The sequence below is a fragment of the Chryseobacterium sp. S90 genome (genome assembly GCF_047444895.1).
Classification (GTDB): domain Bacteria; phylum Bacteroidota; class Bacteroidia; order Flavobacteriales; family Weeksellaceae; genus Chryseobacterium.
This window is the reverse complement of record NZ_JBLGCX010000001.1, coordinates 150,778-172,527: the sequence shown is the minus strand read 5'-3', so window position 1 is coordinate 172,527 and position 21,750 is coordinate 150,778. Positions and strand designations below refer to the sequence as shown.

At 35.2% G+C, this 21,750-nt stretch carries 25 protein-coding genes and 1 other RNA gene; 3 read left to right on the top strand and 23 right to left on the bottom strand.

Annotation, left to right across the window (positions count from 1 at the left end; all coding sequences use genetic code 11):
- Positions 1 to 16: 16 nt before the first annotated feature.
- The 9 genes from kdsB to ACLMCG_RS00835 all read right to left on the bottom strand — a co-directional run bounded on the left by kdsB (position 17) and on the right by ACLMCG_RS00835 (position 9,142).
- On the bottom strand, positions 17 to 739 hold the full coding sequence (gene kdsB / locus ACLMCG_RS00875; protein ID WP_223600756.1) for a 3-deoxy-manno-octulosonate cytidylyltransferase: 723 nt from the start codon (positions 737 to 739) through the stop codon (positions 17 to 19).
- A 141-nt stretch (positions 740 to 880) separates the two neighbouring features.
- Positions 881 to 1,867, bottom strand: a complete 987-nt coding sequence (locus ACLMCG_RS00870; protein ID WP_413958419.1) for a phosphatase PAP2 family protein — start codon at positions 1,865 to 1,867, stop codon at positions 881 to 883.
- 262 nt (positions 1,868 to 2,129) lie between these two features.
- Positions 2,130 to 3,383, bottom strand: coding sequence for a pyridoxal phosphate-dependent aminotransferase (locus ACLMCG_RS00865; protein ID WP_413958418.1), 1,254 nt, complete (start codon positions 3,381 to 3,383; stop codon positions 2,130 to 2,132).
- 22 nt (positions 3,384 to 3,405) lie between these two features.
- Positions 3,406 to 4,317 (bottom strand): hypothetical protein, encoded by a 912-nt coding sequence (locus ACLMCG_RS00860; protein WP_223600761.1) that lies wholly within the window; start codon positions 4,315 to 4,317, stop codon positions 3,406 to 3,408.
- 18 nt (positions 4,318 to 4,335) lie between these two features.
- Positions 4,336 to 6,051 carry a phospho-sugar mutase gene (locus ACLMCG_RS00855; RefSeq protein WP_223600762.1) on the bottom strand — a complete coding sequence of 572 codons (1,716 nt, stop codon included), beginning with the start codon at positions 6,049 to 6,051 and terminating at the stop codon, positions 4,336 to 4,338.
- 56 nt (positions 6,052 to 6,107) lie between these two features.
- Positions 6,108 to 6,809: a GIN domain-containing protein gene (locus ACLMCG_RS00850; protein ID WP_213279613.1), complete on the bottom strand. Its 702-nt coding sequence runs from the start codon at positions 6,807 to 6,809 to the stop codon at positions 6,108 to 6,110.
- A gap of 190 nt (positions 6,810 to 6,999) precedes the next feature.
- Entirely contained in the window at positions 7,000 to 7,383 is a 384-nt protein-coding gene (locus tag ACLMCG_RS00845; RefSeq protein ID WP_413958417.1) for a lipocalin family protein, read from the bottom strand.
- Positions 7,384 to 7,572: 189 nt separating this feature from the next.
- Positions 7,573 to 8,523, bottom strand: coding sequence for a glycosyltransferase family 2 protein (locus tag ACLMCG_RS00840; protein WP_047425488.1), 951 nt, complete (start codon positions 8,521 to 8,523; stop codon positions 7,573 to 7,575).
- A 16-nt stretch (positions 8,524 to 8,539) separates the two neighbouring features.
- Positions 8,540 to 9,142, bottom strand: coding sequence for a DUF4199 domain-containing protein (locus ACLMCG_RS00835; RefSeq protein ID WP_413958416.1), 603 nt, complete (start codon positions 9,140 to 9,142; stop codon positions 8,540 to 8,542).
- A gap of 131 nt (positions 9,143 to 9,273) precedes the next feature.
- Between ACLMCG_RS00835 and ffs the strand changes: the two genes are divergently transcribed.
- An RNA gene (gene ffs / locus ACLMCG_RS00830) (signal recognition particle sRNA small type) lies at positions 9,274 to 9,371 on the top strand.
- A 115-nt stretch (positions 9,372 to 9,486) separates the two neighbouring features.
- Here the strand turns inward: ffs and ACLMCG_RS00825 are convergent.
- The 6 genes from ACLMCG_RS00825 to gyrA all read right to left on the bottom strand — a co-directional run bounded on the left by ACLMCG_RS00825 (position 9,487) and on the right by gyrA (position 16,469).
- Positions 9,487 to 10,173, bottom strand: a complete 687-nt coding sequence (locus ACLMCG_RS00825) for a metal-dependent hydrolase (protein ID WP_223600765.1) — start codon at positions 10,171 to 10,173, stop codon at positions 9,487 to 9,489.
- Positions 10,174 to 10,292: 119 nt separating this feature from the next.
- Positions 10,293 to 10,739, bottom strand: a complete 447-nt coding sequence (locus ACLMCG_RS00820) for an SRPBCC family protein (RefSeq protein ID WP_413958415.1) — start codon at positions 10,737 to 10,739, stop codon at positions 10,293 to 10,295.
- Positions 10,740 to 10,757: 18 nt separating this feature from the next.
- Entirely contained in the window at positions 10,758 to 11,687 is a 930-nt protein-coding gene (gene menA, locus ACLMCG_RS00815) for a 1,4-dihydroxy-2-naphthoate octaprenyltransferase (RefSeq protein ID WP_223600767.1), read from the bottom strand.
- 72 nt (positions 11,688 to 11,759) lie between these two features.
- Entirely contained in the window at positions 11,760 to 12,596 is an 837-nt protein-coding gene (locus tag ACLMCG_RS00810; RefSeq protein WP_223600768.1) for a 1,4-dihydroxy-2-naphthoyl-CoA synthase, read from the bottom strand.
- Between the two features lie 219 nt (positions 12,597 to 12,815).
- Positions 12,816 to 13,853 carry a tetratricopeptide repeat protein gene (locus tag ACLMCG_RS00805; RefSeq protein WP_223600769.1) on the bottom strand — a complete coding sequence of 346 codons (1,038 nt, stop codon included), beginning with the start codon at positions 13,851 to 13,853 and terminating at the stop codon, positions 12,816 to 12,818.
- 30 nt (positions 13,854 to 13,883) lie between these two features.
- Positions 13,884 to 16,469 carry a DNA gyrase subunit A gene (gene gyrA / locus ACLMCG_RS00800; protein ID WP_223600770.1) on the bottom strand — a complete coding sequence of 862 codons (2,586 nt, stop codon included), beginning with the start codon at positions 16,467 to 16,469 and terminating at the stop codon, positions 13,884 to 13,886.
- Positions 16,470 to 16,564: 95 nt separating this feature from the next.
- Between gyrA and ACLMCG_RS00795 the strand changes: the two genes are divergently transcribed.
- On the top strand, positions 16,565 to 16,933 hold the full coding sequence (locus tag ACLMCG_RS00795; RefSeq protein WP_223600771.1) for a DUF4286 family protein: 369 nt from the start codon (positions 16,565 to 16,567) through the stop codon (positions 16,931 to 16,933).
- Between the two features lie 37 nt (positions 16,934 to 16,970).
- Here ACLMCG_RS00795 and ACLMCG_RS00790 read toward each other — a convergent pair whose 3' ends face one another.
- From ACLMCG_RS00790 to ACLMCG_RS00775, 4 genes are all read right to left on the bottom strand, one after another.
- Positions 16,971 to 17,192, bottom strand: coding sequence for a hypothetical protein (locus tag ACLMCG_RS00790; RefSeq protein WP_223600772.1), 222 nt, complete (start codon positions 17,190 to 17,192; stop codon positions 16,971 to 16,973).
- Between the two features lie 115 nt (positions 17,193 to 17,307).
- Positions 17,308 to 17,487 carry a quinol oxidase subunit 4 gene (locus ACLMCG_RS00785; protein ID WP_223600773.1) on the bottom strand — a complete coding sequence of 60 codons (180 nt, stop codon included), beginning with the start codon at positions 17,485 to 17,487 and terminating at the stop codon, positions 17,308 to 17,310.
- 267 nt (positions 17,488 to 17,754) lie between these two features.
- Positions 17,755 to 18,246, bottom strand: a complete 492-nt coding sequence (locus tag ACLMCG_RS00780) for an N-acetyltransferase family protein (RefSeq protein ID WP_413958414.1) — start codon at positions 18,244 to 18,246, stop codon at positions 17,755 to 17,757.
- Positions 18,247 to 18,251: 5 nt separating this feature from the next.
- On the bottom strand, positions 18,252 to 18,764 hold the full coding sequence (locus tag ACLMCG_RS00775) for a DUF421 domain-containing protein (protein ID WP_114821366.1): 513 nt from the start codon (positions 18,762 to 18,764) through the stop codon (positions 18,252 to 18,254).
- Positions 18,765 to 18,918: 154 nt separating this feature from the next.
- Here ACLMCG_RS00775 and ACLMCG_RS00770 point away from each other — a divergent pair, with 154 nt between their 5' ends.
- A complete protein-coding gene (locus ACLMCG_RS00770) occupies positions 18,919 to 19,458 on the top strand; it encodes a hypothetical protein (protein WP_413958413.1) in 540 nt (179 codons plus the stop codon).
- A gap of 31 nt (positions 19,459 to 19,489) precedes the next feature.
- Here ACLMCG_RS00770 and ACLMCG_RS00765 read toward each other — a convergent pair whose 3' ends face one another.
- The 4 genes from ACLMCG_RS00765 to ACLMCG_RS00750 form a co-directional block, all read right to left on the bottom strand.
- The gene (locus ACLMCG_RS00765; RefSeq protein ID WP_077417018.1) at positions 19,490 to 19,624 is read right to left on the bottom strand and encodes a bacteriocin-like protein; all 135 of its coding nucleotides are present in this window, start codon (positions 19,622 to 19,624) and stop codon (positions 19,490 to 19,492) included.
- A 114-nt stretch (positions 19,625 to 19,738) separates the two neighbouring features.
- Positions 19,739 to 20,143: a hypothetical protein gene (locus ACLMCG_RS00760; protein ID WP_413958412.1), complete on the bottom strand. Its 405-nt coding sequence runs from the start codon at positions 20,141 to 20,143 to the stop codon at positions 19,739 to 19,741.
- Positions 20,144 to 20,323: 180 nt separating this feature from the next.
- Entirely contained in the window at positions 20,324 to 21,280 is a 957-nt protein-coding gene (locus tag ACLMCG_RS00755; protein WP_413958411.1) for a hypothetical protein, read from the bottom strand.
- Positions 21,268 to 21,699, bottom strand: coding sequence for a hypothetical protein (locus ACLMCG_RS00750; RefSeq protein ID WP_413958410.1), 432 nt, complete (start codon positions 21,697 to 21,699; stop codon positions 21,268 to 21,270). The genes ACLMCG_RS00755 and ACLMCG_RS00750 overlap by 13 nt, the downstream gene beginning before the upstream one ends.
- Positions 21,700 to 21,750 lie beyond the last annotated feature (51 nt).

Here is a 21,750-nt window from a genome sequence, read left to right as displayed (position 1 = left end):
TTTGCCTCAACATTTTTTAAATCAGCTTTCTTGCTTTTTCCAGGTCTTCCGGTGTATCAATACCTACTCCTATGAAATTGGTTTCTATCATTTTGATTTTCATTCCATATTCCAGGTAACGGATACATTCAATCTTTTCTGAGATTTCCAATGGTTTCATTTCCAGTTTTGAAAACTGTAACAGCGCTTCTTTCCTGAAAGCATATACCCCAATATGTTTAAAATAACTTATATCATAAGAAACTTCCCTGTGAAAAGGAATTACGGAACGACTGAAATACAGCGCAAAATTATTATTATCTGTAATAACTTTTACATTATTCGGGTTTTCAACTTCTTCTTTTTCATGCAGCTGTATTTTCAGAGATGCCAGGGAGATCTCCTGCTGATCATCATGTTTAAAGACTTCAATCAGCTGCTGTAATGGTTCCAGTTTAAGGAAAGGTTCGTCTCCCTGAACATTGATCACAATATCGCAGTCTATATTCTGTACAGCTTCGGCAATACGGTCGCTTCCGGTCTCGTGCTGTCCTGTCATAACGGCTTTTCCGCCATTTTGTACGATTTCATCAAAAATAATTTCAGAGTCTGTTGCTACAAATACTTCGTCAAACAGTCCGGTTTCCACTACGTTCTGATAGGTAGTCGTAATAACGGTTTTTTCTCCTAAAATCTGCATTAGTTTCCCGGGAAAACGGCTTGCTTCGTAACGTGCAGGGATGACAGCGATTATTTTCATTCAATAAAAATATTAAGTAATTCTCTTTAATTCAACAGGTTTCATTCCAGTATTTACAATCGCTGGAATGTTCCTTTTATATTGAGATCAAATGTAGTGAAAAGTATCTTATTTACTCTACAAAACAGAGATTTCGACAGCTTAAAAAGAGAGTTTTACGCCTACCATATTATATTCCCATTGGCGGGATGCTGTAAAGTTGAGATTGTATTTTGTTTTTCCTATGGCTCCTTCTGAGGAAGTATATCTGCTTTTTGATATGGTTTTTCCAATAAAATATCCCATTAATAAAGCCAGTGGGTAATCTGAAGCCCAGTGAACTTTACTTTGCATCATCTGAAAACATAAGGCTCCCGCTAAGGTGTACCCTACAGGTTTTATCCATTTTGCATCCGGGTAATTATCTGCTATCACAGTGATTCCGGCCATAAAGGTTGTTAAATGTCCGGACGGCATTGCATCGTAATTTGAGGTATTCTTGCCAAATTCTGAAAAGCTTGGAAAAGGATTCCAGGCACCGCCTTTATTACCGTTTATCTCAGCAATAAAAGGGCTTTCTCTCCCGGTAATTCTTTTAAGGGTTTGGGTGAAAACTCCGGAAAGAATTAAACTTTCCATCAAACCACTGGCTGTAGCCTGCGCCCTATAATCATTTTTAATCAAACCATATGTTCCGAAACCAATTCCCAGCAAGACCAATGTAGAACCATTCCCAACCAGATATAAAGTAGAACCAATATCCTTGGGAATTTTAAAAACACCGCCTATTTTGTTGTAGTTATTATCTTTATCCATTCCCCATCTTTCTCCCAACTCTCTTGAATTGTCAATCAGCTTCTGGTCAAATGGTAAAAGAATCAGAGTAGCTGCAACGGCACCGCCAAGATAATAAGCATGATCTTTGGCAACAAAGTCTTTATTTGTATTGATAAAGTTTCTGGGTAATTTCGTTACAAAATCCAATAATTTGGGCTTTGGGTAAGTTCTGACAGAGCCGTCTTTCAAAGTGTAAGTCTGTACTTTTGGCAGCTCAGATTCCTTGGACAGCTCCTTTATTTTCAATGTATCAACTTCTTGTGAGCATACCAATATTGAAACTGGTAAGAGTAGAAATCTCAGTTTTTTCATCGTGCAATTTTCGACTTTATTATATTTAGGTGTGTAAAAGTCTCAAAGATAATTCCTAGATGAGTGTTGTACAAAGTGGTTGTTTAATTTTTAATATTTATTTAATTTTTTACAGATAAACGTACATCTAATTCAAATATTTGATGTTTATATTATATTTGAAACGCTTCGACTCCGCTCAGCATGACACAATTAATACTCATTTTGGGATTTAACGATGCCATGCCGGACAGAGTCGAAGCATATATTTTTTATGTAAAGACTACTTTAAATTATTCAAAGCACTTTCCAGTTTTGGAAGCATTACTTTGATCTCATCGGTAGCCAATCCTCCTACAGAAGCACGGAACCAAGGTTCAGATTTGTCTTCTCCGAAGGCTGAGAATGGTACTAAAGCCACCCCTGCTTCATTGATCAGGTAAAATACAAGGTCTGAAGAGTTTTGGATCACAGCTCCGTCCGGTTTTGTTTTTCCGATATAGTTTAACTTAATGGTAAGATAAAGAGCTCCCATTGGTTCGATACTGTCTACTGAAAGTCCTTTTCCTTTTAAATCCTGAACTCCGTTGTGAAGAACTTTTAAGCTTTCTTCAAGTTTACCTTTAAAATCCTCAACGAAAGAATCTACATTTTCTGAGTTTTCATAGAATTTAGCGGTTGCTTCCTGCTCTGGTTTTGGTGCCCATGCTCCAACGTGAGTAAGAAGTGCCTTCATTTTATCAAGGATATGCGCAGGTCCGAATCCCCATCCTACACGTACTCCTGTTGCTGCAAGGCATTTTGAAATACCGTCGATATAGATCGTGTAATCTTTCATTTCAGGGAAAAGAGAAACCGGATCTACGTGTTCAGCACCGAAAGTAAGGCAAGAATAGATCTGGTCATACATTAAGTATAGCGGTTTTTCGTCTGCTCCTCTTTTTTTGTTTTCAGCGATCACCAATTCACAGATTTCTGAAAGCTGCTCTCTTGTAAACATAGTTCCCGTAGGGTTCAATGGAGAACACAATGCCAATAATACAGCCCCATCCAAATGAGGTCTTAAATCATCTGCTGTTGGAAGGAAGTTAGTTTCAGGTTTTGTTTTTACTTCTACAGCATTGGCAGAAGTAAGATAAGCATAGTGATTGTTGTTCCATGATGGTGTAGGATAAACTACTTTATCACCTTCGTCTACAATTGTTTTGTATACGGCATAGATCAAAGGTCTTGATCCGGCAGTGATCAAAATATCCTCTGGAGAATAGTCCAGATTCCATCTTTTTTTAAGGTCTTTGGAAACTTCTTTTCTTAAAGATAAAAGTCCGTTTGCAGGCGGATAATTCGTCAGATTATTCTGATATGCTTTCTGAATCTCTTCCTTCAGCAATGCCGGAATAGGATAGATATTAGAATTCAGATCACCAATAGTAAGATTGGCAATTTCTGCTCCTTTTGCTTTTAGATCATTTACTTCGTTACCAATTTTTACAATTTCAGAACCGATCAGGTTCGCTGCTAATTTTGAAACTTTCACTTTTTCTTATTTTAAATTTATATTATCTTTCTCCATTGATCTTCTCATATATTTCATCTACCGGCATTTGTGTATCAAAAAGGGTTATTGCTTCTTTTACTTTTTTTGCCGTATTGGAATTCGGATATTTTTTAATTATCCTGTTGAATTCCGCTCTGTTTTCATCGTTTAGTTTTCCGGTTCCTTTGTCCATGTCTCTTTCAAAGGTTGGCGTGTTATCCATTCCCAAAAGATAATCAGACAAATATATTTTATAATCCTGTTTGACAGCCTTTATAAGATTGCTCTTAGGATATTTGTTCATAAAGTTTTCCCAGAACATAAGCCTGTCTCCCAGCTGTTCCCAGGTAATTATCAATCCAGCATCAGCTGCATAATTGGATTCACTTTCTTTATCAGTCTGTGAAATATAGACTTCATAATCAGGAGTTACTTTATTCTTAAACATGGAAGAATAATATCCCGGAACGGTCCAGATTTCAGTCATTCCTTCTCCTACTTCCCTGAACTCAAGGCCTTCTTTTTTCAGTTCTGAAGCTAATTTTTTAACATTGTCCGGTAAGTTGTACTGATCCTTATCATAGTTATAATAATTCACATATTTATCTAAAATATCAGTATGCAGGTTCATCAGACATTCTGTATACTTTCCTCTTATTTTTAAATAATCTTCGTATACATTGTCATTCTGCTCCGGACTGTTTCCAGCCATTTCTTTTTCGATTTTTGTACGGTACCATTGAAGTGATGTGATATAATCCTCCGTTTTATGAGCGGGAGAACATGCTGTATCTATCGGTTTGTACTGATCTTCTTTGGTTTCTGTAGTAGCAATCGAATCATTTTCAAGTTTTGTCTCTGAAACTGCAGTTTCCTTTTTACAGGAAACTACAGCTGCAGAAAGTAGGCAAACTGCTATTATTTTTTTGATCATCTGCTGTTTTAGGTGAAATTAATCCAGTTTCAAATCTGTTTTAACGGCTCCGATTTTAGCTTCCAATGATTTTAATTTATCTCTGAAATCCGCTTCTGAAGTAACAGAATCTTTTACAGAAACATAAAACTTAATTTTAGGTTCTGTTCCTGAAGGTCTTACGCATACTTTTGTTCCATCTTGGGTGTAATAGATCAATACGTTAGACTTTGGAATATCATTCATTACTTTTTTCTCGTTGGTAGAAATGGTAAGGCTTGTCTGTTCTTTGAAATCCTTTACTTCTTCCACTAATGATCCTGCAAGTTCTTTTGGAGGGTTTTCACGGAAGTTTTTCATCATATTTTCAATCCCTTCAGCGCCTTCTTTTCCTTTTCTTACAATGTTGATTAATCCTTCGTAATACATTCCAAGATCTTCATAGATCTCGATCATGTACTGATACATTGTTTTTCCGTTGGCTTTGCACCATGCTGCAATTTCACAAGCTAAAAGGATGCTTCCACAAGAATCTTTATCACGAACGAAATCTCCGGTCATAAATCCGAAACTTTCCTCGCCACCACACACAAATTTCTGTGTTCCTTCTGCTTCGCGGATCATTTTTCCAATCCATTTGAATCCGGTAAGACCTACTTTGCACTCAACTCCGAATTTTTGAGCAATATCAAAGAAAATATCTGACGTTACGATCGTAGAACCGATAAATTCTTTTCCTGTAATTCTTTCCTGCTTTCTCCATTCATTCAGGATATAATAAGTAAGGATCGTATTGGTTTGGTTTCCGTTCAACAGCTGCATTTCACCATCAAGATTTCTTACCGCAATTCCCAATCTGTCCCCATCCGGATCTGTTCCGATCACGATATCTGCATTGGTAATTCTTGCAAGATCCATTGCCATTTCCAATGCCGCAGGCTCTTCCGGATTTGGAGAGTCTACTGTTGGGAAATTTCCACTCGGAATCATTTGTTCTCTTACAAGATCAACTTTCTTGAATCCTGCTTTTTCAAGAGCTTTTGGAATCGTTGTATAGGTTGTTCCGTGAATAGATGTGAAAACAATATTTAAATTTTCTTTTCCAACATTCTGATAAGTAGAGTTTTCAATACATGCATCGATATATACATCATCCTGCTCCTCTCCTATCCATTCGATCAGATCATCATTTCCGTTGAATTTAATTTCTTCAAATTTCACAGAATATACTTCCTTAATAATGGCTTCATCATTAGGCGGAACAATCTGCGCTCCGTCATTCCAGTATACTTTATAACCGTTATATTCCGGCGGGTTGTGAGAAGCTGTCAGTACAATTCCTCCGTTACATTTTTTATCACGAACGGTGAAAGACAATTCCGGAGTGGGTCTGTGATCTTTGAAAAGCAGTACTTTAATTCCGTTTGCAGTCAAAACATCAGCTACCAGCTTTCCGAATTCTTTTGAGTTATTACGAACATCATAAGCGATAGCCACTTTAATTTCCTCACCTTTAAACTGTTGAAGCATATAGTTCGCCAATCCCTGTGTAGCCTGTCCTAATGTATATTTATTCAAGCGGTTGGTTCCTACTCCCATTATTCCACGCATACCTCCTGTCCCAAATTCCAATTCTCTGTAGAAAGAATCTTCCAGATCCGGAGAATTGCTGTCGATCAATGACTGTACAGCATCTCTCGTTTCTTTATCGAAGGTATCACTTAACCAAAGTTTCGCTTTTTCTAATGTATTCATATTTGTATGTTGTTCTTTTATAGTTTGTAAAGTTTCTAGTTTAAATAATACTGTTTTTAATCCAGTTTTTTGTTTTCAACTTTCGTCGTCTTATCGATTTTGAACGCCCTGATAGGATCGTTATAGTAAACAAATTTTGCAGTATTCTGGATATTCCCTTTCAAAGAATCTTTTACATTTACTTCTGCATAATTTCCGTTTTTAGAATCGATATTCAGATTGGTGATTTTCCAGTAAGGAGCAATTAAACTTGCTGTATCTGAGATTTTTATAACCGCTTCTTTAGACAATCCAAGAAAATTCGCACGGCTTCTGTTGTGCATTTCCACTTCTGCTCTTCTTGTGTTGACAGATCCCATGAAACTTGCATTATTTTTCATATTAAGTCTGAAATTGTCGGTCTTTATTTCACTTGAAATATTCACTTCCACAGAGTCAGAAATGGCTACTTTTTCCAGATTATATTTTGAATAAATCGTTACATTATAAAAATCTACGCCTTTTGTACCTCTTTTTTCTTTAATGAAAAGTGTTTTGTCTTTTACATCCACATCCAAATTGCTCGCCACATTTGGATAGGTTTCAATTTCTACAAAATTCTTGGGCCCTTTGGCATAAAATACACGGAATTTCCCTTCCAGATCAAGGTTGACGAACTCCGAAACATCCACATCCTTCTTTTCAATATTTCCTTTCGGAGAAACTTTTCCACAGGAAACTACTGCCATCAGCATCAATGTGTATACAACTTTTTTCATATTTAATTTTAAATATTCTATATTATAACCGTAAAGATATTTATTGAAAATCTATGAAAGCATTTTTCATAGCTCTCAATGGACTTTCAATATTACTTTTGAACAAAAATAGGATTAAAATTTCTAAAAATCTTTGTCTTTTGACAATAAAATACCTGATAATTTTCAATTTTTTGCTTTTCAGGAAAGACTATTTCTCCTTTCCTTTTACTTTTTTATAAAACCAAGTTTTAGGACTTCCAGCCAGTGAAAACAAAAGCAGATAATCTTTATTTATACCTGAAATTTTCATTGAAGTTGCTTCTTTATCATCATTATACTTCATTTTCAACAGATTATTTTCTATTTCATAGGTCCCGCTATTCCCCATTGAACTAAAAGTTTTATCCTGATAAAAAGTGAGAATTCCTGTTCCGTATCTGGAATTGTTTGTCTTGGTTTTCAACGTATCTGCCTGATGGATTTCCCCATCATAAATGTCAATAAATTCCCATGAACCAGAAAGTTTATTGGATGAACATGAAGTTGCAAAAAGTAAAAGAAAATAAAAAACAATAGGTTTGAGTTTAAACATCCTGATTCAAAGTTTTTATAAAATTACAAAAAAGCACCCTGCTGACAGAGTGCTTTTATTTGAAGATGAAGCTGTTATAATGAATTGTGATGTATTATCAAAAACCACAAATTACACTAATTTTTTACACTAATATCACAAATACCATAGCGTCATTTGTGAAGCATTCGTGCCATTAGTGTTTAAAAATTATATCACCTCATCAATATTATAATTCTTATGCTCACGATTGGTTCTGATAATCATTTCTCCTAAGAATCCTGCTACAAACAGAAGGCTTCCTAAAATCATCATTGTTAAAGCAATAAAGAACCAGGGATTATTGGTAATTAAATGTCCGTAAATTCCTCTTGCAACGTCAATCAGTTTAGAAATTCCCAGCCAAAGTGCAGAAAGAAAACCAACAATAAACATTAACGTTCCTACTGCTCCGAAGAAATGCATTGGTCTTCCTCCAAAACGGCTTACAAACCACAGCGTTATCAAATCCAGAAAACCTCTTACAAATCTTTCAGTACCGAATTTTGATGTTCCGTAAGGTCTTGCCTGATGCTGTACTTCTTTTTCCGTGATTCTTCTGAAACCTGCATTGGCAGCCAGTACCGGAATATAGCGGTGCATATCTCCGTAAACATCAACAGATTTTACAACCTGCTTTTTGTAGGCTTTCAAACCACAGTTGAAGTCATGAAGATAAACTCCTGAAACTTTTCTTGCTGCTGCATTGAATAGTTTTGACGGGATATTTTTCGTCATTACATTATCAAAACGCTTTTTTTTCCAACCGGAAACAATATCATAATTATCATGAATCACCATATTGTACAGTTCAGGAATTTCTTCAGGGAAATCCTGCAGGTCGGCATCCATGGTAATCACTACATCTCCGTTTGTTCTTTCAAAGGCTGCATGAAGAGCCTGTGATTTTCCATAATTTCTGGAAAATTTAATAGCGTGGATCTGAGGATACTGAACTTTCATATTCTCAATAATGCTCCACGACAAATCCGTACTTCCATCGTCTACAAACCAGATCTCGTAAGATAAATTGCTGGTTGTGCATACTTTATCAATTCTTGAAAAAAGCTCTTCCAGAGAGTCTTCTTCGTTCAGTAACGGAATAACTATAGATAAATTCATTTAATTTTAATAAAAATTAGGCTTGATTTGTTTCTTCGGGCTGATGTATTGTTCTTGTTCTGAAAAACGCTCCGAAAAACACCGACAAAACTACGTAAAATATAAGAATTGCTGCAAAGTATCCTGAAAAATGACTTGCGGTAAGCATATCTTTTCCTTTAACTGCCTCTGGAGTGAAACTTTGTAATCTTTCTGTGTACTTCTGATCCAGCTCATCAATATCTTTCTGATGCTTCAGGATTTTTCTTGCAGAAGTATATTCTGTATCCAATTCTGATTTTTGTCTCTGAACATATTGGTAGTTCAACAGCTTTTTAGCCGCCGGATCTACAAAGTTTAAAAAGGCATAAATACTGAAGATGGAAAGAATTCCTCCGACAAACATCGGAACGAATGCTCTTTTGAAAGCATCTTTGAATTTTACTACTCTATGGTTGTTCCAATAGGATTTTACAGACCAGAAAGCAGCCCCCGCATAGAGAAGAGGCAAAACAAAAGCGTTGGCTTTCAAAGAGATATCAAAATAATTGATTCCTGAGAAAAAAGTGTATACTACAAAGAAAACGATCATTGTAGCGATAAAAAGTATAATTCCTAGTGTTGATGGACTTTTCGTCATATTTAAATTTTTAGAAAAAAGTTGAAAAATTTTCCCTCTAAATGTCAGGCGTTTAGCTTTACCACTGCATTTTTTCAACTAATTTTCTTTAATAAAGTTTTGAAGTTTATAAAATATTCCTACCTTTGCAACGGCAAGTCCTAAACAACCAGCTCCTGAGAATCCTCCAGGGTGGGAACGCAGCAAAGGTAATCGGTCGTAGCGGTGTGATTTAGGTAGCTTGCCATTTTTTTTTGGTTTAAAGTGAGAAGAGAGGTAATTTGATAATTATCTTTTTTTGTTTTTAATACCTTACGCATCATTTTCATTTTTCTAATTTTCAGATTACCGACTCCCGTTATTGATTAAAATTCGAACGTCTCGCCTAATTTCGGTAAAACAAGTTCTACATTTTTATCTGCAAAATGTTTTAATGCACTTTCATGATTGATTTCAATTGCAGGGAAAGTGTCAAAGTGACATCCGATTACTTTTGGAGTTTTCAATAGTTCAGCAGCAGCAAAAGAAGCTTTTCGAGGGCACATTGTGTAGTGGCTCCCGATAGGAAGGATAGAAAGATCAATGTTTCCATATAATCTTGGGAACAGTTCCATATCAGCCATTACTCCTGTATCTCCAGCCAAATAGATATTCTTACCCTCAGGAAGTCTGAAGATATACCCTACAGGAACACCTCCATAGCTTCCATCAGGAAAAGAACTTGTGTGGTGGGCCGGAACCATGGAAATTTTAAGATCGTCGATTTTTGCTGATCCTCCGAGGTTCACATCGTCTTTGTTTTTTGCCTGTTGGAAGTAACCGCATACTTCAGGAACTCCAATGATGGTAGCTTCCGGGTAATGCTGCAACACCTCTGCTACATCGGCAATATGATCACCATGTGCATGAGTCAGCAGGATGTAATCGATTTTTTGAGCAGTAATATCAAACCCTGATTCTGCTTTTTTGTAGTTGTAAAAAGGGTCGCTCAGAATTGTTTTGTCCTTGTAAGTGAACAGGAAACAATTTTGCCCTAAGAATTGTATTTTCATTTTAAATTTAGTTTCAATTGTTTATTAAACACAAATGACTCAAATAATTTCACAAACAACACCATGAGATTAGTGATATTCGTGAAAGCATTCGTGCCATTCGTGTTTTCTTTAATTTATTATTTCGATGGGAATTTGTCTTCAATAAGTCTAAGATTAATCCCATGTTCCAAATATGCTTTACAGCCGTCTAAAACCGTTGTAAAACCACCTGTATTGTCATTAATCTGTTTCAGCAGATCTTCGCCAGTCTGACTGAATCCGTAGCTCTTAATGATAACAAGAGTTCCTTTTTCCATAGTTTTGAATTCGTAGTCTACATTCGTTGAAGGATCTCCCCACTCTGTTCTGATCAGCTGGTTCGGAATGATCTTATGTACATTTACTGCGTTTTTCACACCATACATTTCCCATTCCCAGGTAATAGTTTTACCTTCTTCTAATTTTCCGGTAGATTTTGTGAACCAGAAATTCGTTGTTATTTCAGGATTGATAAATGCTTCAAAAACATCTTCAACCGGCTTTCTGATAAGCATTTGAGCTTCAACATAGACATTAGAACTCATGATATACTATTTTTAGATTTAGTTAAATAAATTAAGTCCGGCTGCCGTAAGAATGGCCATTACAAACGTCATGATACCTACCTGCTTTAAATATTGGTCTAATTCTTTTGGCTCTTTTACCGACATGATATTTCTTCTCAGCTTTGATAATGGGAACAACAGGATCATTACGATGAAAACATAATAATTTTGCTGTTGTATAAATCCGTTTACTCCTAAAAAAATAAGGATCAGTATCAATGGAAGCTGTAACAGGATCATTTCATAGATCATTGCATTTTTGAATCCTATTCTCAACGCAAAGCTGTTTTTTCCCGATAGTTTATCGCTTTCAATATCTCTCATATTGTTCAGATTAAGAACTGCCATACTCATCATTCCAACAGCTGTTCCAGGTAATAACATATCCCAGCTGAAAGTTTTTGTAAATAAGAAATAGCTTCCACACACAGAAACAAGTCCGAAAAAGATAAATACGAAGATATCTCCCAGTCCCATGTATCCGTAAGGTTTTTTACCTACTGTATACCCAATCGCCGCCAAAATACTCGCTACTCCCAATCCTATGAAAATATAAAACTCATTCATATAATTTGGAATGAAAGCAACATACAACAAAGCAATGGTGGCAATGAAAGACAATGCTGCGAAAAGAATTACTGCATTTTTCATCTGTTTTGCCGTAATTTTTCCTGATGCTACGGCTCTTGCTTCAGCTTCATTGATTCTCTTGGCATCGGTACCTTTTACCCCATCGCCGTAGTCATTGGCATAATTTGATAAAATCTGGTATAAAAGCGTTACCAAAAGAGCAAGTGCCAGAATCTTCCAGTCCCAGATTCCACCTTCTCCGTAAAGTCTCCATTTTGCAATGAAGGCTCCCATAATAATTCCGCTTAAGGAAAGCGGTAAAGTTCTTAGCCTTGCGGCTTTTATCCAATCAGTCATATAATTATAATTGATAAACGATAATTGATAAATGATACATGAATCATCATTTATCAATTATCAGTTATATTTTTAGGATATCCATTGATCTTCTCCGAAGTTTGGCTTTCTTTTTTCAAGGAATGCATTTCTTCCTTCCTGAGCTTCTTCTGTCATATAGGCAAGACGAGTTGCTTCTCCTGCAAAAACCTGCTGGCCTACCATCCCATCATCTGTAAGGTTCATGGCAAATTTCAGCATTCTGATAGACATCGGAGATTTTCCTAAAATTTCCTGAGCCCATTCGTAAGCTGTATCTTCTAATTCCGCATGCGGAACCACTTTGTTTACCATTCCCATTTCGAAAGCTTCCTGCGCGGAATAGTTTCTTCCTAAAAAGAAAATTTCACGGGCCTTTTTCTGACCTACCATTTTAGCAAGGTAAGCAGAACCGTAACCACCATCAAAGCTGGTAACGTCGGCATCTGTCTGCTTGAAAATAGCGTGTTCTTTACTCGCTAAAGTCAAATCACATACAACATGAAGTGAGTGTCCTCCACCAACTGCCCATCCCGGAACAACTGCAATAACTACTTTCGGCATGAAACGGATCAAACGCTGAACTTCAAGAATGTTCAAACGGTGTCTTCCGTCTTCTCCTACATATCCCTGATGTCCTCTGGCTTTTTGATCTCCTCCACTACAGAATGCCCATCCTCCGTCTTTAGGGCTTGGTCCTTCTCCTGAAAGCAAAACAACCCCTATTGAAGGGTCCTCAGAAGCATCATAAAAAGCATCATATAGTTCTGAAGTAGTCTTGGGTCTGAATGCATTACGAACCTCTGGTCTGTTGAAAGCAATTCTTGCTACTCCGTTAGATTTTTTATAGGTAATATCTTCGTATTCCTTGGCGGTTTTCCACTCGATCATCTTATAAAAATTTTTCTCAAAGATACGGAATTACAGAGAAATTCTCTGTGTGAAATTTACCTATCATTTAAACAAAGAAGAGTTTTTTTTCATTCAAAATTTCTGTTTATAAATATCGAATAAGAATGTATTTTCAGAATGAACCATCCCCCTTTATTCTTAAAAACAAAAGCCGGAACATTTCCTGTTCCGGCTTTTTATGATTGAGTTATCAAATGATTACTTTGTTGCTGTAGCACTAAGCTCAGCTTCTTTAGCTTTCATCTCTTTAACTTTATCCATATTTTTAGTTACTATGTAAATTTCCTTTAACGCTGTAACTGCATCAAGACTCTTTGGATTTGCTTTATACCATCCTTCAGCGTATGGTAATGCTTTTCCAAATCTTTCTCTTCTTGCATCAATCAATTTAGAAGCCTCATCCGGTTTGTCTTTTCTCAATGCATTGATCTCTCCTACTACCTTAGCATCATCACCAATAGTTGTATATACTAAGTTTTGATATGCATCAGAGAAGTCAGGCTTAAGCTCAACTGCTTTTTTAAACGCTTCTAAAGCATCATTAACAGTAGCAGGGTTTTTAGCCTGCATTACCCCAAGGTTATACCAGTTTGTTGCGTCATTTGGGTTCTTAGCTAATTGTTCTTTCAATCCGGAAACAAATTTATCTGTATTTCCTGATTGAAGATATGCTGTAGTCTGAGCTTCTTTAAGCTTAGCGCTGTTTGGGAACTTAACTAATCCTTTTTCAATAACAGCAAGAGCCTCAGGTGCTTTTTTCGCATTAAGAAGTAATGAAGTAAGAGTTTCGTATAAGTCTGATTCTATACTTTTTGTCTGTTCAGTTTTGAAATCAGTATAGTCCGGGTTCTTCTTCATAAGCTCCCAAGTCGCTTTATCAAGATTCACTACCTGTCCTGTTTTCTTTTCTTTTGCAGTATAAGTAGTTTCTACTCCTGTAAATCCGGAATTAACAAGGTCTGTATATATTTTGATAGACTGGTCGCTGTTATTCGCTAATGCGTGACTAAGTCCAGCATAATACATATATATTTTGTTGTCCTGTCCATTAGCCTTCAATAGGTCATAAACTTCTATAAACTTAGGTGCTGCAGCTGCATAATTTTTTGCATTATATGCATCCATAGCAACTTTATTAGCTTCCTGAAGCTGGGCATTCAAAGCATTGGCATCTTTTTTCTGCCCAAAAGCAAAAGCAGACGCTACGATAGCCATTCCTAAAATTAGTTTCTTCATAATAACTATTTTATATTTATATTGTACAATTTATTCTTCAGAATCAGAATTCTCATTTTCCTCTGCTGCATTTTCATTTTCAGCTTGAGGGATTGTATCGTTTTCCTGGTTATCAGCTACAATATCTGTTCCTTCTTCAATTTCTTCAGAATCTTCTTCTACATCCTTATCCATCGCTACTTTTGCGATAGCTGCAATTTCGTCATTTTTCTTAAGATTGATCAGTTTTACTCCCTGAGTATTTCTACCCATTACTCTCATTTCATCCATACCCATTCTGATGGCAACGCCGGATTTATTGATAATCATCAATCCATCTTCGTCTGTTACGTTTTGAATAGCGATCAGATTTCCTGTTTTTTCGGTAATGTTCAGGGTGATAACTCCTTTTCCTCCTCTGTTGGTAATTCTGTAGTCTTCTACTGCAGTTCTCTTTCCATATCCTTTTTCAGATACTACAAGTACTGTTTCGTTCTCTACATCATTCACAACAATCATACCAATAGCTTCGTCACCGTCTTCAAGCAGGATTCCTCTTACCCCGATAGATCCTCTACCTACTTCTCTTACTTTCTCTTCAGGGAAACGAATACATTTACCATTTTTAGTAGCAATCATAATCTGAGAATTTCCATTGGTCAGGTAAGCTCCTAACAACTGGTCATTATCTCTGATCTCAATAGCATTTACCCCGTTTACTCTTGGTCTTGAATAAGCTTCTAATGATGTTTTCTTGATTGTACCATTTTTGGTAACCATCACAACGCTCATTTGATTTACATATTCGGAATCCTTCAGGTTGTTGGTTCTGATATAAGCTTTGATCTTATCATCCGGTTCAATGTTGATAAGGTTTTGTACCGCTCTTCCTTTTGCTGTTCTGGAGCCTTCCGGAATTTCAAATACTCTTAACCAGTAACATCTTCCTTTTTCTGTAAAGAATAACATATACTGGTGGTTGGTTGCAGAAACGATATATTCAAGGAAGTCGGAATCTCTGGTTGTAGCCGCTTTATTTCCTACACCTCCTCTACTTTGAATTTTATATTCTGAAAGTGAAGTTCTCTTAACATATCCTGCGTGAGAAATGGTAAGAACTACAGCTTCATTCGGAATAATATCTTCGATAGACATTTCACCTCCTGAGTAATCAATTTCAGTTCTTCTTTCGTCTCCGTATTTTTCTTTGATTTCGATCAATTCTTCTTTAATGATCTGGAATCTTCTTGGCTCATTGGCTAAGATATCTTCAAGATTTTCAATTTCTTTCATGATCGCATCATATTCATCACGGATCTTATCAAGCTCCATTCCTGTTAAACGAGCCAATCTAAGATCAAGAATCGCCTGAGCCTGAATGTCTGAAAGTTCAAATGCCTCAATCAAGCCTTCTTTTGCTGCCTGAGGGTTTGCACTGTGACGGATAATAGAAATCGCTCTGTCTAATGAATCCTGAGTTCCGATCACTTTCATGAACCCTTCAAGGATATGTGCTCTTTCTTTTGCTTTTTTAAGCTCAAACTGAGTTCTTCTTACGATTACTTCATGTCTGTGCTCTACAAAGTGATGAATGATATCTTTAAGGTTCAGCTGCTCCGGCCTTCCGTGTACCAATGCAATATTGTTTACACTGAAAGAAGTCTGAAGTGCCGTATATTTATATAATAGGTTAAGAACAACGTTCGGAATAGCATCGTTTTTCAATTCATAAACAACACGAAGTCCTTTTCTGTCCGATTCGTCTCTGATCTCGTGGATACCAGGGATTTTCTCGTCTTTAACAAGCTCAGCTGTTCTTGCGATCATTTCTGCTTTGTTAACCTGATAAGGAATTTCACTAACGATAATAGCGTTTCTGTTTCCTATTTCATCAAAGCTAACTTTAGCTCTTAAAACAACTCTACCTCTTCCTGTATGGAACGCATCTCTTACACCGTCATAACCGTAGATGATACCTCCTGTAGGGAAATCCGGTGCAATGATGTGCTGCATCAGCTCATCAATCGTAATTTCTTTATTATCGATATAAGCACAGATTGCATCTACAGATTCTGATAAGTTGTGTGGCGCCATATTGGTTGCCATCCCTACTGCAATACCGGAAGTACCGTTTACCAAAAGGTTCGGAACTTTAGTTGGCATTACTGTCGGTTCCTGTAAACTGTCGTCGAAGTTATTCTGGAAATCAACTGTTTCTTTGTCTAAGTCTGAAAGCACCTCATCAGAGATTTTTTTCAATCTTGCCTCAGTATAACGCATTGCTGCAGGCGGGTCACCATCCATTGAACCGAAGTTACCCTGGCCATCAACCTGAGGATAACGTAAGCTCCAGTCCTGGGCCATTCTTACCATAGCATCATACACAGAGGAATCTCCGTGCGGGTGATATTTACCCAAAACATCCCCAACAATTCTCGCAGATTTTAAATATTTTCTATTAGAAAACACCCCTAATCCATACATACCATAAAGTACTCTTCTATGAACGGGTTTCAAGCCGTCTCTTACATCCGGTAACGCTCTTGAAACGATAACGGACATCGAATAATCGATATAAGACGACTTCATTTCATCAACAATGTTGATAGGAATCAGTCTTTCTCCTTCTTTTTGCATAAACAAATTTTATTGTAATGATATTCAAACTCTTAGCTGTAAGTCTGAAAATTATTTATTTCCAATTTTTATTAACGGGCTAATTTACGAAAAAAATGCCGATTTTTGCTGTAGAATTTATCCAAAAAATCTTAAAAATTCATAAAAATATGGGAGTATTAAGTATAACTTTCCACTGTACGAAAGATAACCTGGAAGAATGGGAAAATTATATTGATGAAACATTGGTTTTAATGACTGAAAACCTAATGGATGTAGACAAATATATTCTTTCTGAAGTACATAGTGATTATATTGAAGATGGTAAAAATTACAATCTCTTATTAATCTTTGAAAATGATGAATTGCGGGAAGATTTCATTAAAAGTGAGCTTTTGAATATCTCTGAAAGAATTGAGAAAAAGTTTGGCCAGGAAGTGATGATCTTTAATACTTACCTGAATCCGAAAAAATCGAGATTATAATTTATAAAAAAGCACTGAAAAATCAGTGCTTTCTTTTTTATCTGTGATGCCCATGACCACGGCCTCTGTGATGATGACCACGATCGTCATAAATATACACTTTCTTTACCTGGCCAGGTGCATAGTATCTTGCACTTCCACCATAATACCTTTTTGCATGACCCGGCGGCATTCTTCTTCCATGAGGCTCATGCACTATGCATGAAGACAGCATAAATAGTACCACGCCTGCCCCAACTACTTTAAACAAACTTTTCATTATTTTCACTTTTTCAATTTCGATAGCGAAATATATCAATGTTAATGCCAAAAGAAATTGAAATTAAGCTAATATATGTTAAAACCTGCTTTTAGTTTTCATTTTACACGACCTGTTAATAGCCGCTTCTTTTTTTCACCTGCCCAGGAGCATAATCTTTTGCACTTCCACCATATATTTTTTTAGCCTGTCCCGGCGGAACTGTTTTAACGCGACGCCCATTGTCATGCACTACACATGATGACAGCAAAAACATTACAATAAGAACTCCTGTAATTTTAATCAAATTTTTCATTATTTCTATTTTTTCAACTTTACTATTACAAGGGTAATGCCAAATTGGAAAGTTCAGAGTTCAGAGTTCAGAGTTTAAGGTTTAAGGTTTAAGGTTGGAATATACAGCCTTTTATGGTCAATGGTCAATTTTGCTTCGCAAGTCAATAGTGAATTTTACTATGGAGATTAGTGCTTATCAAACAAATTCATAATTCATAATTCATAATTCATAATTCATAATTCATAATTCATAATTCATAATTCATAATTCATAATTCATAATTCTTTAAAGAATTTCGCTTCTTTTCTCCATCAAAACAAGATCTTTCCATTCGTCGTTAAGCTTTCCAATTTTTTTTCGGACTCCTACCACTCTGAAGCCGTTTTTCTGATGAGACTTGATGGCCATTTCATTTTCGGAGAAGATATTGGTCTGCAATGTCCAGAATCCGTGGTCCTCGCTGTCCAGAATTATCTTTTTAAGCAATATGGAACCCAATCCCCTTCCCTGGTATTCGTTATCAAAATAAATGCTAACTTCTGCAACTCCTTTAAAACTTTCTCTTTTGCTGATTGGTTTCAGGGCGCACCATCCTATTACTTCATTATTTTCATTTTCAAGTACCCAGCGGCAGTCATTGAAATATTCCATACTCCAGGCTTCAGCGGTAGGAACTTCTGTTTCCAAAGTGGCGATTCCACCATCTATTCCCTGACGGAAAATCTCCAACACGCGGGTTTCATCACTTGGAAGCATTTCTCTTAATTCGTAATTCATCTTATTTAATGGTATTTTCTTTTTATTTTCCTTTTAATTCTTGAATAGTGGGTCTGTTTGCTTTTCTCATCCTGAGAAACGACACTGATATTCCCATCCACTTCCAGAACGGAAAGTTTTACATTGTCTATGTTTTCAATTCCATGTTCTCTTATTGCTTCTTCCAATTCACTTTCTGTAATTTTTACACGGTTCAGCGCTGCCTGATCTGCAACACCATCTCTGATAAGAATTACCGGCTCATCCTCCATAAAAGTCTGAAAGGAACGGCTGGAAAACATGATTCTTTTTAAAATAAAGTTAGCGACAAACAAAACTAATGCCGCAATAATTCCGCCCTGGAGAGAAGTATCAGGGCCTACCATCGCATTCTGGACTGCATTTGAAATCAGCAGCAACAATACAACATCTCCTGCATTGAGCTGAGAAAGCTGATTTTTACCAAATAAACGGATAGCAATTACCATGAAAAGGTAAACGCAGAGGGAACGGACAGCAACGTTAAGAATAGGATCCACAATTTTTTTTATCTACTCAAATGTATTGATTTTTTGTTATTGTATGAATGCTACGGAATAAATATGTTGCTAACTACTGGATAGTGATTGATCGTTTATAAAAAGAGATTATTGGTATAAGATTTGACAGCCTTCATAACATTATAATTCAAAGATGAAAAAACAATTATTTTTATATCTGGCCATTTTTCTGTTTTTTACTGCCTGTAAAAAAAATGATATTCAGCCTGCAGATAAAGCGATCAATGAAAAAGTGAATGAGCTTTACACTCAATATGGTAAATCTAATGAAGCTGTCTATAATCAGGCAATTTCCGGAGACTTATTTTCTAAGGATCTAAAGAAAGCTTTGGAAGATGCCATATATGCTTCAAAGGCAGATATTGAGAAAGTAAAAAACAGTGATCATCCTGATGAGAAACCCCTGATCTTTGAAGGTGCAATGTTTTCAAGTTTATACGAAGGGTATACCGGTTATAAAATAAAGTCTGTTACAAGACATGATAAGACAGCAGAAGCGTTGATAGAGTTTGAGTACAATATGACCACACCTAAAGTTATATGGACGGATACCATACACCTCATCAATACTGAAAAAGGATGGAGAATAAACAATATTACTTTTGACAAAATTGGAAATTCCAAAGATCTTAAAACGAGATTAACAGAGTTTGTTCAAAGTACACAGCAATAGAAAAGCCGCTTATAAAGCGGCTTTATTTTTTTTACGGACATTGAACGATTGGAACATCACTGCAAATTACTTTATTTGCCCATTCGCAAAACGTACAGTATTTTTTAGGCTCTCCTCCGTACACTGACTTCAAATCTGACTTCGTCAGCTTCTTTAAATTTTTCATATAGTTTTAATTTTATGGTAGAGCAAAATTAAAATCTATCTGATTATTTTTTATTACAACTTAATCTGATAAGCTTTCATTATTCACACTTTCATGAATAATATGCAAAGAATATTATCTGCTGTGGATCTCTACAGTCACAGGCATTACGTAAGTGTAAGCAACCATATTATCAGTCAGTTTATTGCGGTCTACTTTATAATCAAGATCGCTTAATACTGTTTCAATTTCTTTGCTTACGGTTTTACAGTCCCCCGTAGAGTGAACATTTACAATTTTACCATTTTTTGCAATATCAAATTTCACTACTGAGTTTACGGTTCCCTGCTTGTAATCAGGATTGGTAAGGTCAAAATTGGCTTCCAGTTTATTTCTTATATCTGTAAAAGTTTCGCTCCTATTCAACTGAATAGGCTCAATGGTATTATGGTTGGTAGTTTGGGCTTTGGCAGTGTTCAAAACGGCAGCAAATCCACAAACAAAAAGTGAAGCAAACAATATTTGAATTCGATTTTTCATAACTAATTGGTTTTAAATATTATACTAACCTTTTTTGTATCTCTTACCCAAAGTTATTAAAAATAATTCATATTAATTTTACATTGAGTTAACATTGAGTTAACATTAAAATATAATTAATTGATTTTCAGATGAATAAATTTTTAAAATAATTGAAAATTTAATATTGGAAATTGATAATTAAATAATCCTTAGTTGTTTAGCAATGTCTTTTTTATATTTTTCAAACGGTTCATAAGTTAATTCTTTTTCAAAAATATTATCTCCAAATATATGTCTCATAAACATTCCTCTATTTATTGGAATATGATTTCTTTTGAAGAGTTTTAGTATTTCTTCAATTTGACTATTAGAATACTTTTTCCTTTTTTGTATCAAATCAGATGCTATATCTTTATGCCATTCATACCTTCCCTTCAATTGAAACATCTCAATGAAATTATCAATATCAGTATGTCTATTTATATTTTTAATTTTCACCTCAATATCTTCTAAGTGATTTATATTACTGATATCTTTTTTTAAATTCAATTTAAAATTGAGATATTCATCTAATTTAAAGTCTTCTGATGATGGAGATATACTATTTATAAACTTCAAATCAACAAAATCCTTTTCGCCTTTAAATTTAGAATTGCACGGGCTACAAGATGGAACTAAATTATAAATAGATAATGAGAGATAAACATGGTTCTTTTTGGAAAGTACATGATCTAGAGTAAAGTGATTTTTAGATGTTTCTAGCTTATTTATCTCTTTCAAATTAATTTTACTAATTGTATTGATTGTTACACCTTTTATTTTTATTAATTCATCAGTTTTACAATTAGGATTTTTATAAATAAAATCATAAATTTTTAATCCTGTTTTTTTGCCAAGTAATTTTTTCCATTCTTGTTCTGTTGCACTGTGAAAAAAATCTTCGAGAGTTTCATATATTATAAATTGATTAAATACATTGATATAATTAATATTACAATAATGACAAGTTTTTAAAAAAAAATTATTTTCAATTATGAAATCAGCAATTGTTCTTTGAAAGCTATTATATAAATAGTCATCACCTTTCTTGAAATAAGAGTTCAATAATGTTAAATCAAATCCAATTTTATCTATTTTAATTGCTAAATCAAGCAATTCAGAAAATTTTGCGGTATGCTATTATTAAATTTAATCTTGCTCTTTTCATCTTCTCCTTTTTCATACAGCATATGGGGATTAATAAAATTTTTATCTATTTTTAAGGATACTTTCACAATAGAAGCAACTAATAATTCAATTAAAGCACTTTTACCACTACCATTTCTCCCAACAATAGCAGATACGTTTATTTTTGTAATAACATCTTCGTTTTTTTGATAGAAGAAGTCTTCTATTAATGTTTCTTCTAATTTAATTTCAGTTATTTCTTTTAAATCATTTCCAATTAACTCAATTTCATTCGAACAAAATTTATAATCATTATAAAATTTATAAATTCTTCCCTCCTCTAAATTCTTAAGAAATTTCGGATTACAACCTTTCATAGGCCTAATGGCTAAAAGTTTAAAGCTCATGTATTATCGTTTTTCCCAAAAGTAAATAAAAAAACCACAATTTTCATTGTG

Bases quoted from the DNA above. Each gene is read 5' to 3' on its own strand.
- ACLMCG_RS00805 (WP_223600769.1), bottom strand. From the start codon at position 13,853: ATGAAGAAACTAATTTTAGGAATGGCTATCGTAGCGTCTGCTTTTGCT.
- ACLMCG_RS00845 (WP_413958417.1), bottom strand. From the start codon at position 7,383: ATGTTTAAACTCAAACCTATTGTTTTTTATTTTCTTTTACTTTTTGCA.
- gyrA (WP_223600770.1), bottom strand. From the start codon at position 16,469: ATGCAAAAAGAAGGAGAAAGACTGATTCCTATCAACATTGTTGATGAA.
- ACLMCG_RS00765 (WP_077417018.1), bottom strand. From the start codon at position 19,624: ATGAAAAATTTAAAGAAGCTGACGAAGTCAGATTTGAAGTCAGTGTAC.
- ACLMCG_RS00780 (WP_413958414.1), bottom strand. From the start codon at position 18,246: ATGAATTACGAATTAAGAGAAATGCTTCCAAGTGATGAAACCCGCGTG.
- ACLMCG_RS00860 (WP_223600761.1), bottom strand. From the start codon at position 4,317: ATGATCAAAAAAATAATAGCAGTTTGCCTACTTTCTGCAGCTGTAGTT.
- ACLMCG_RS00750 (WP_413958410.1), bottom strand. From the start codon at position 21,699: ATGAGCTTTAAACTTTTAGCCATTAGGCCTATGAAAGGTTGTAATCCG.
- menA (WP_223600767.1), bottom strand. From the start codon at position 11,687: ATGACTGATTGGATAAAAGCCGCAAGGCTAAGAACTTTACCGCTTTCC.
- ACLMCG_RS00790 (WP_223600772.1), bottom strand. From the start codon at position 17,192: ATGAAAAGTTTGTTTAAAGTAGTTGGGGCAGGCGTGGTACTATTTATG.
- ACLMCG_RS00855 (WP_223600762.1), bottom strand. From the start codon at position 6,051: ATGAATACATTAGAAAAAGCGAAACTTTGGTTAAGTGATACCTTCGAT.
- ACLMCG_RS00820 (WP_413958415.1), bottom strand. From the start codon at position 10,739: ATGAGTTCTAATGTCTATGTTGAAGCTCAAATGCTTATCAGAAAGCCG.
- ACLMCG_RS00850 (WP_213279613.1), bottom strand. From the start codon at position 6,809: ATGAAAAAAGTTGTATACACATTGATGCTGATGGCAGTAGTTTCCTGT.
- ACLMCG_RS00835 (WP_413958416.1), bottom strand. From the start codon at position 9,142: ATGACGAAAAGTCCATCAACACTAGGAATTATACTTTTTATCGCTACA.
- ACLMCG_RS00770 (WP_413958413.1), top strand. From the start codon at position 18,919: ATGAAAAAACAATTATTTTTATATCTGGCCATTTTTCTGTTTTTTACT.
- ACLMCG_RS00785 (WP_223600773.1), bottom strand. From the start codon at position 17,487: ATGAAAAATTTGATTAAAATTACAGGAGTTCTTATTGTAATGTTTTTG.
- ACLMCG_RS00760 (WP_413958412.1), bottom strand. From the start codon at position 20,143: ATGAAAAATCGAATTCAAATATTGTTTGCTTCACTTTTTGTTTGTGGA.
- kdsB (WP_223600756.1), bottom strand. From the start codon at position 739: ATGAAAATAATCGCTGTCATCCCTGCACGTTACGAAGCAAGCCGTTTT.
- ACLMCG_RS00825 (WP_223600765.1), bottom strand. From the start codon at position 10,173: ATGAAAATACAATTCTTAGGGCAAAATTGTTTCCTGTTCACTTACAAG.
- ACLMCG_RS00870 (WP_413958419.1), bottom strand. From the start codon at position 1,867: ATGAAAAAACTGAGATTTCTACTCTTACCAGTTTCAATATTGGTATGC.
- ACLMCG_RS00810 (WP_223600768.1), bottom strand. From the start codon at position 12,596: ATGATCGAGTGGAAAACCGCCAAGGAATACGAAGATATTACCTATAAA.
- ACLMCG_RS00795 (WP_223600771.1), top strand. From the start codon at position 16,565: ATGCCGATTTTTGCTGTAGAATTTATCCAAAAAATCTTAAAAATTCAT.
- ACLMCG_RS00840 (WP_047425488.1), bottom strand. From the start codon at position 8,523: ATGAATTTATCTATAGTTATTCCGTTACTGAACGAAGAAGACTCTCTG.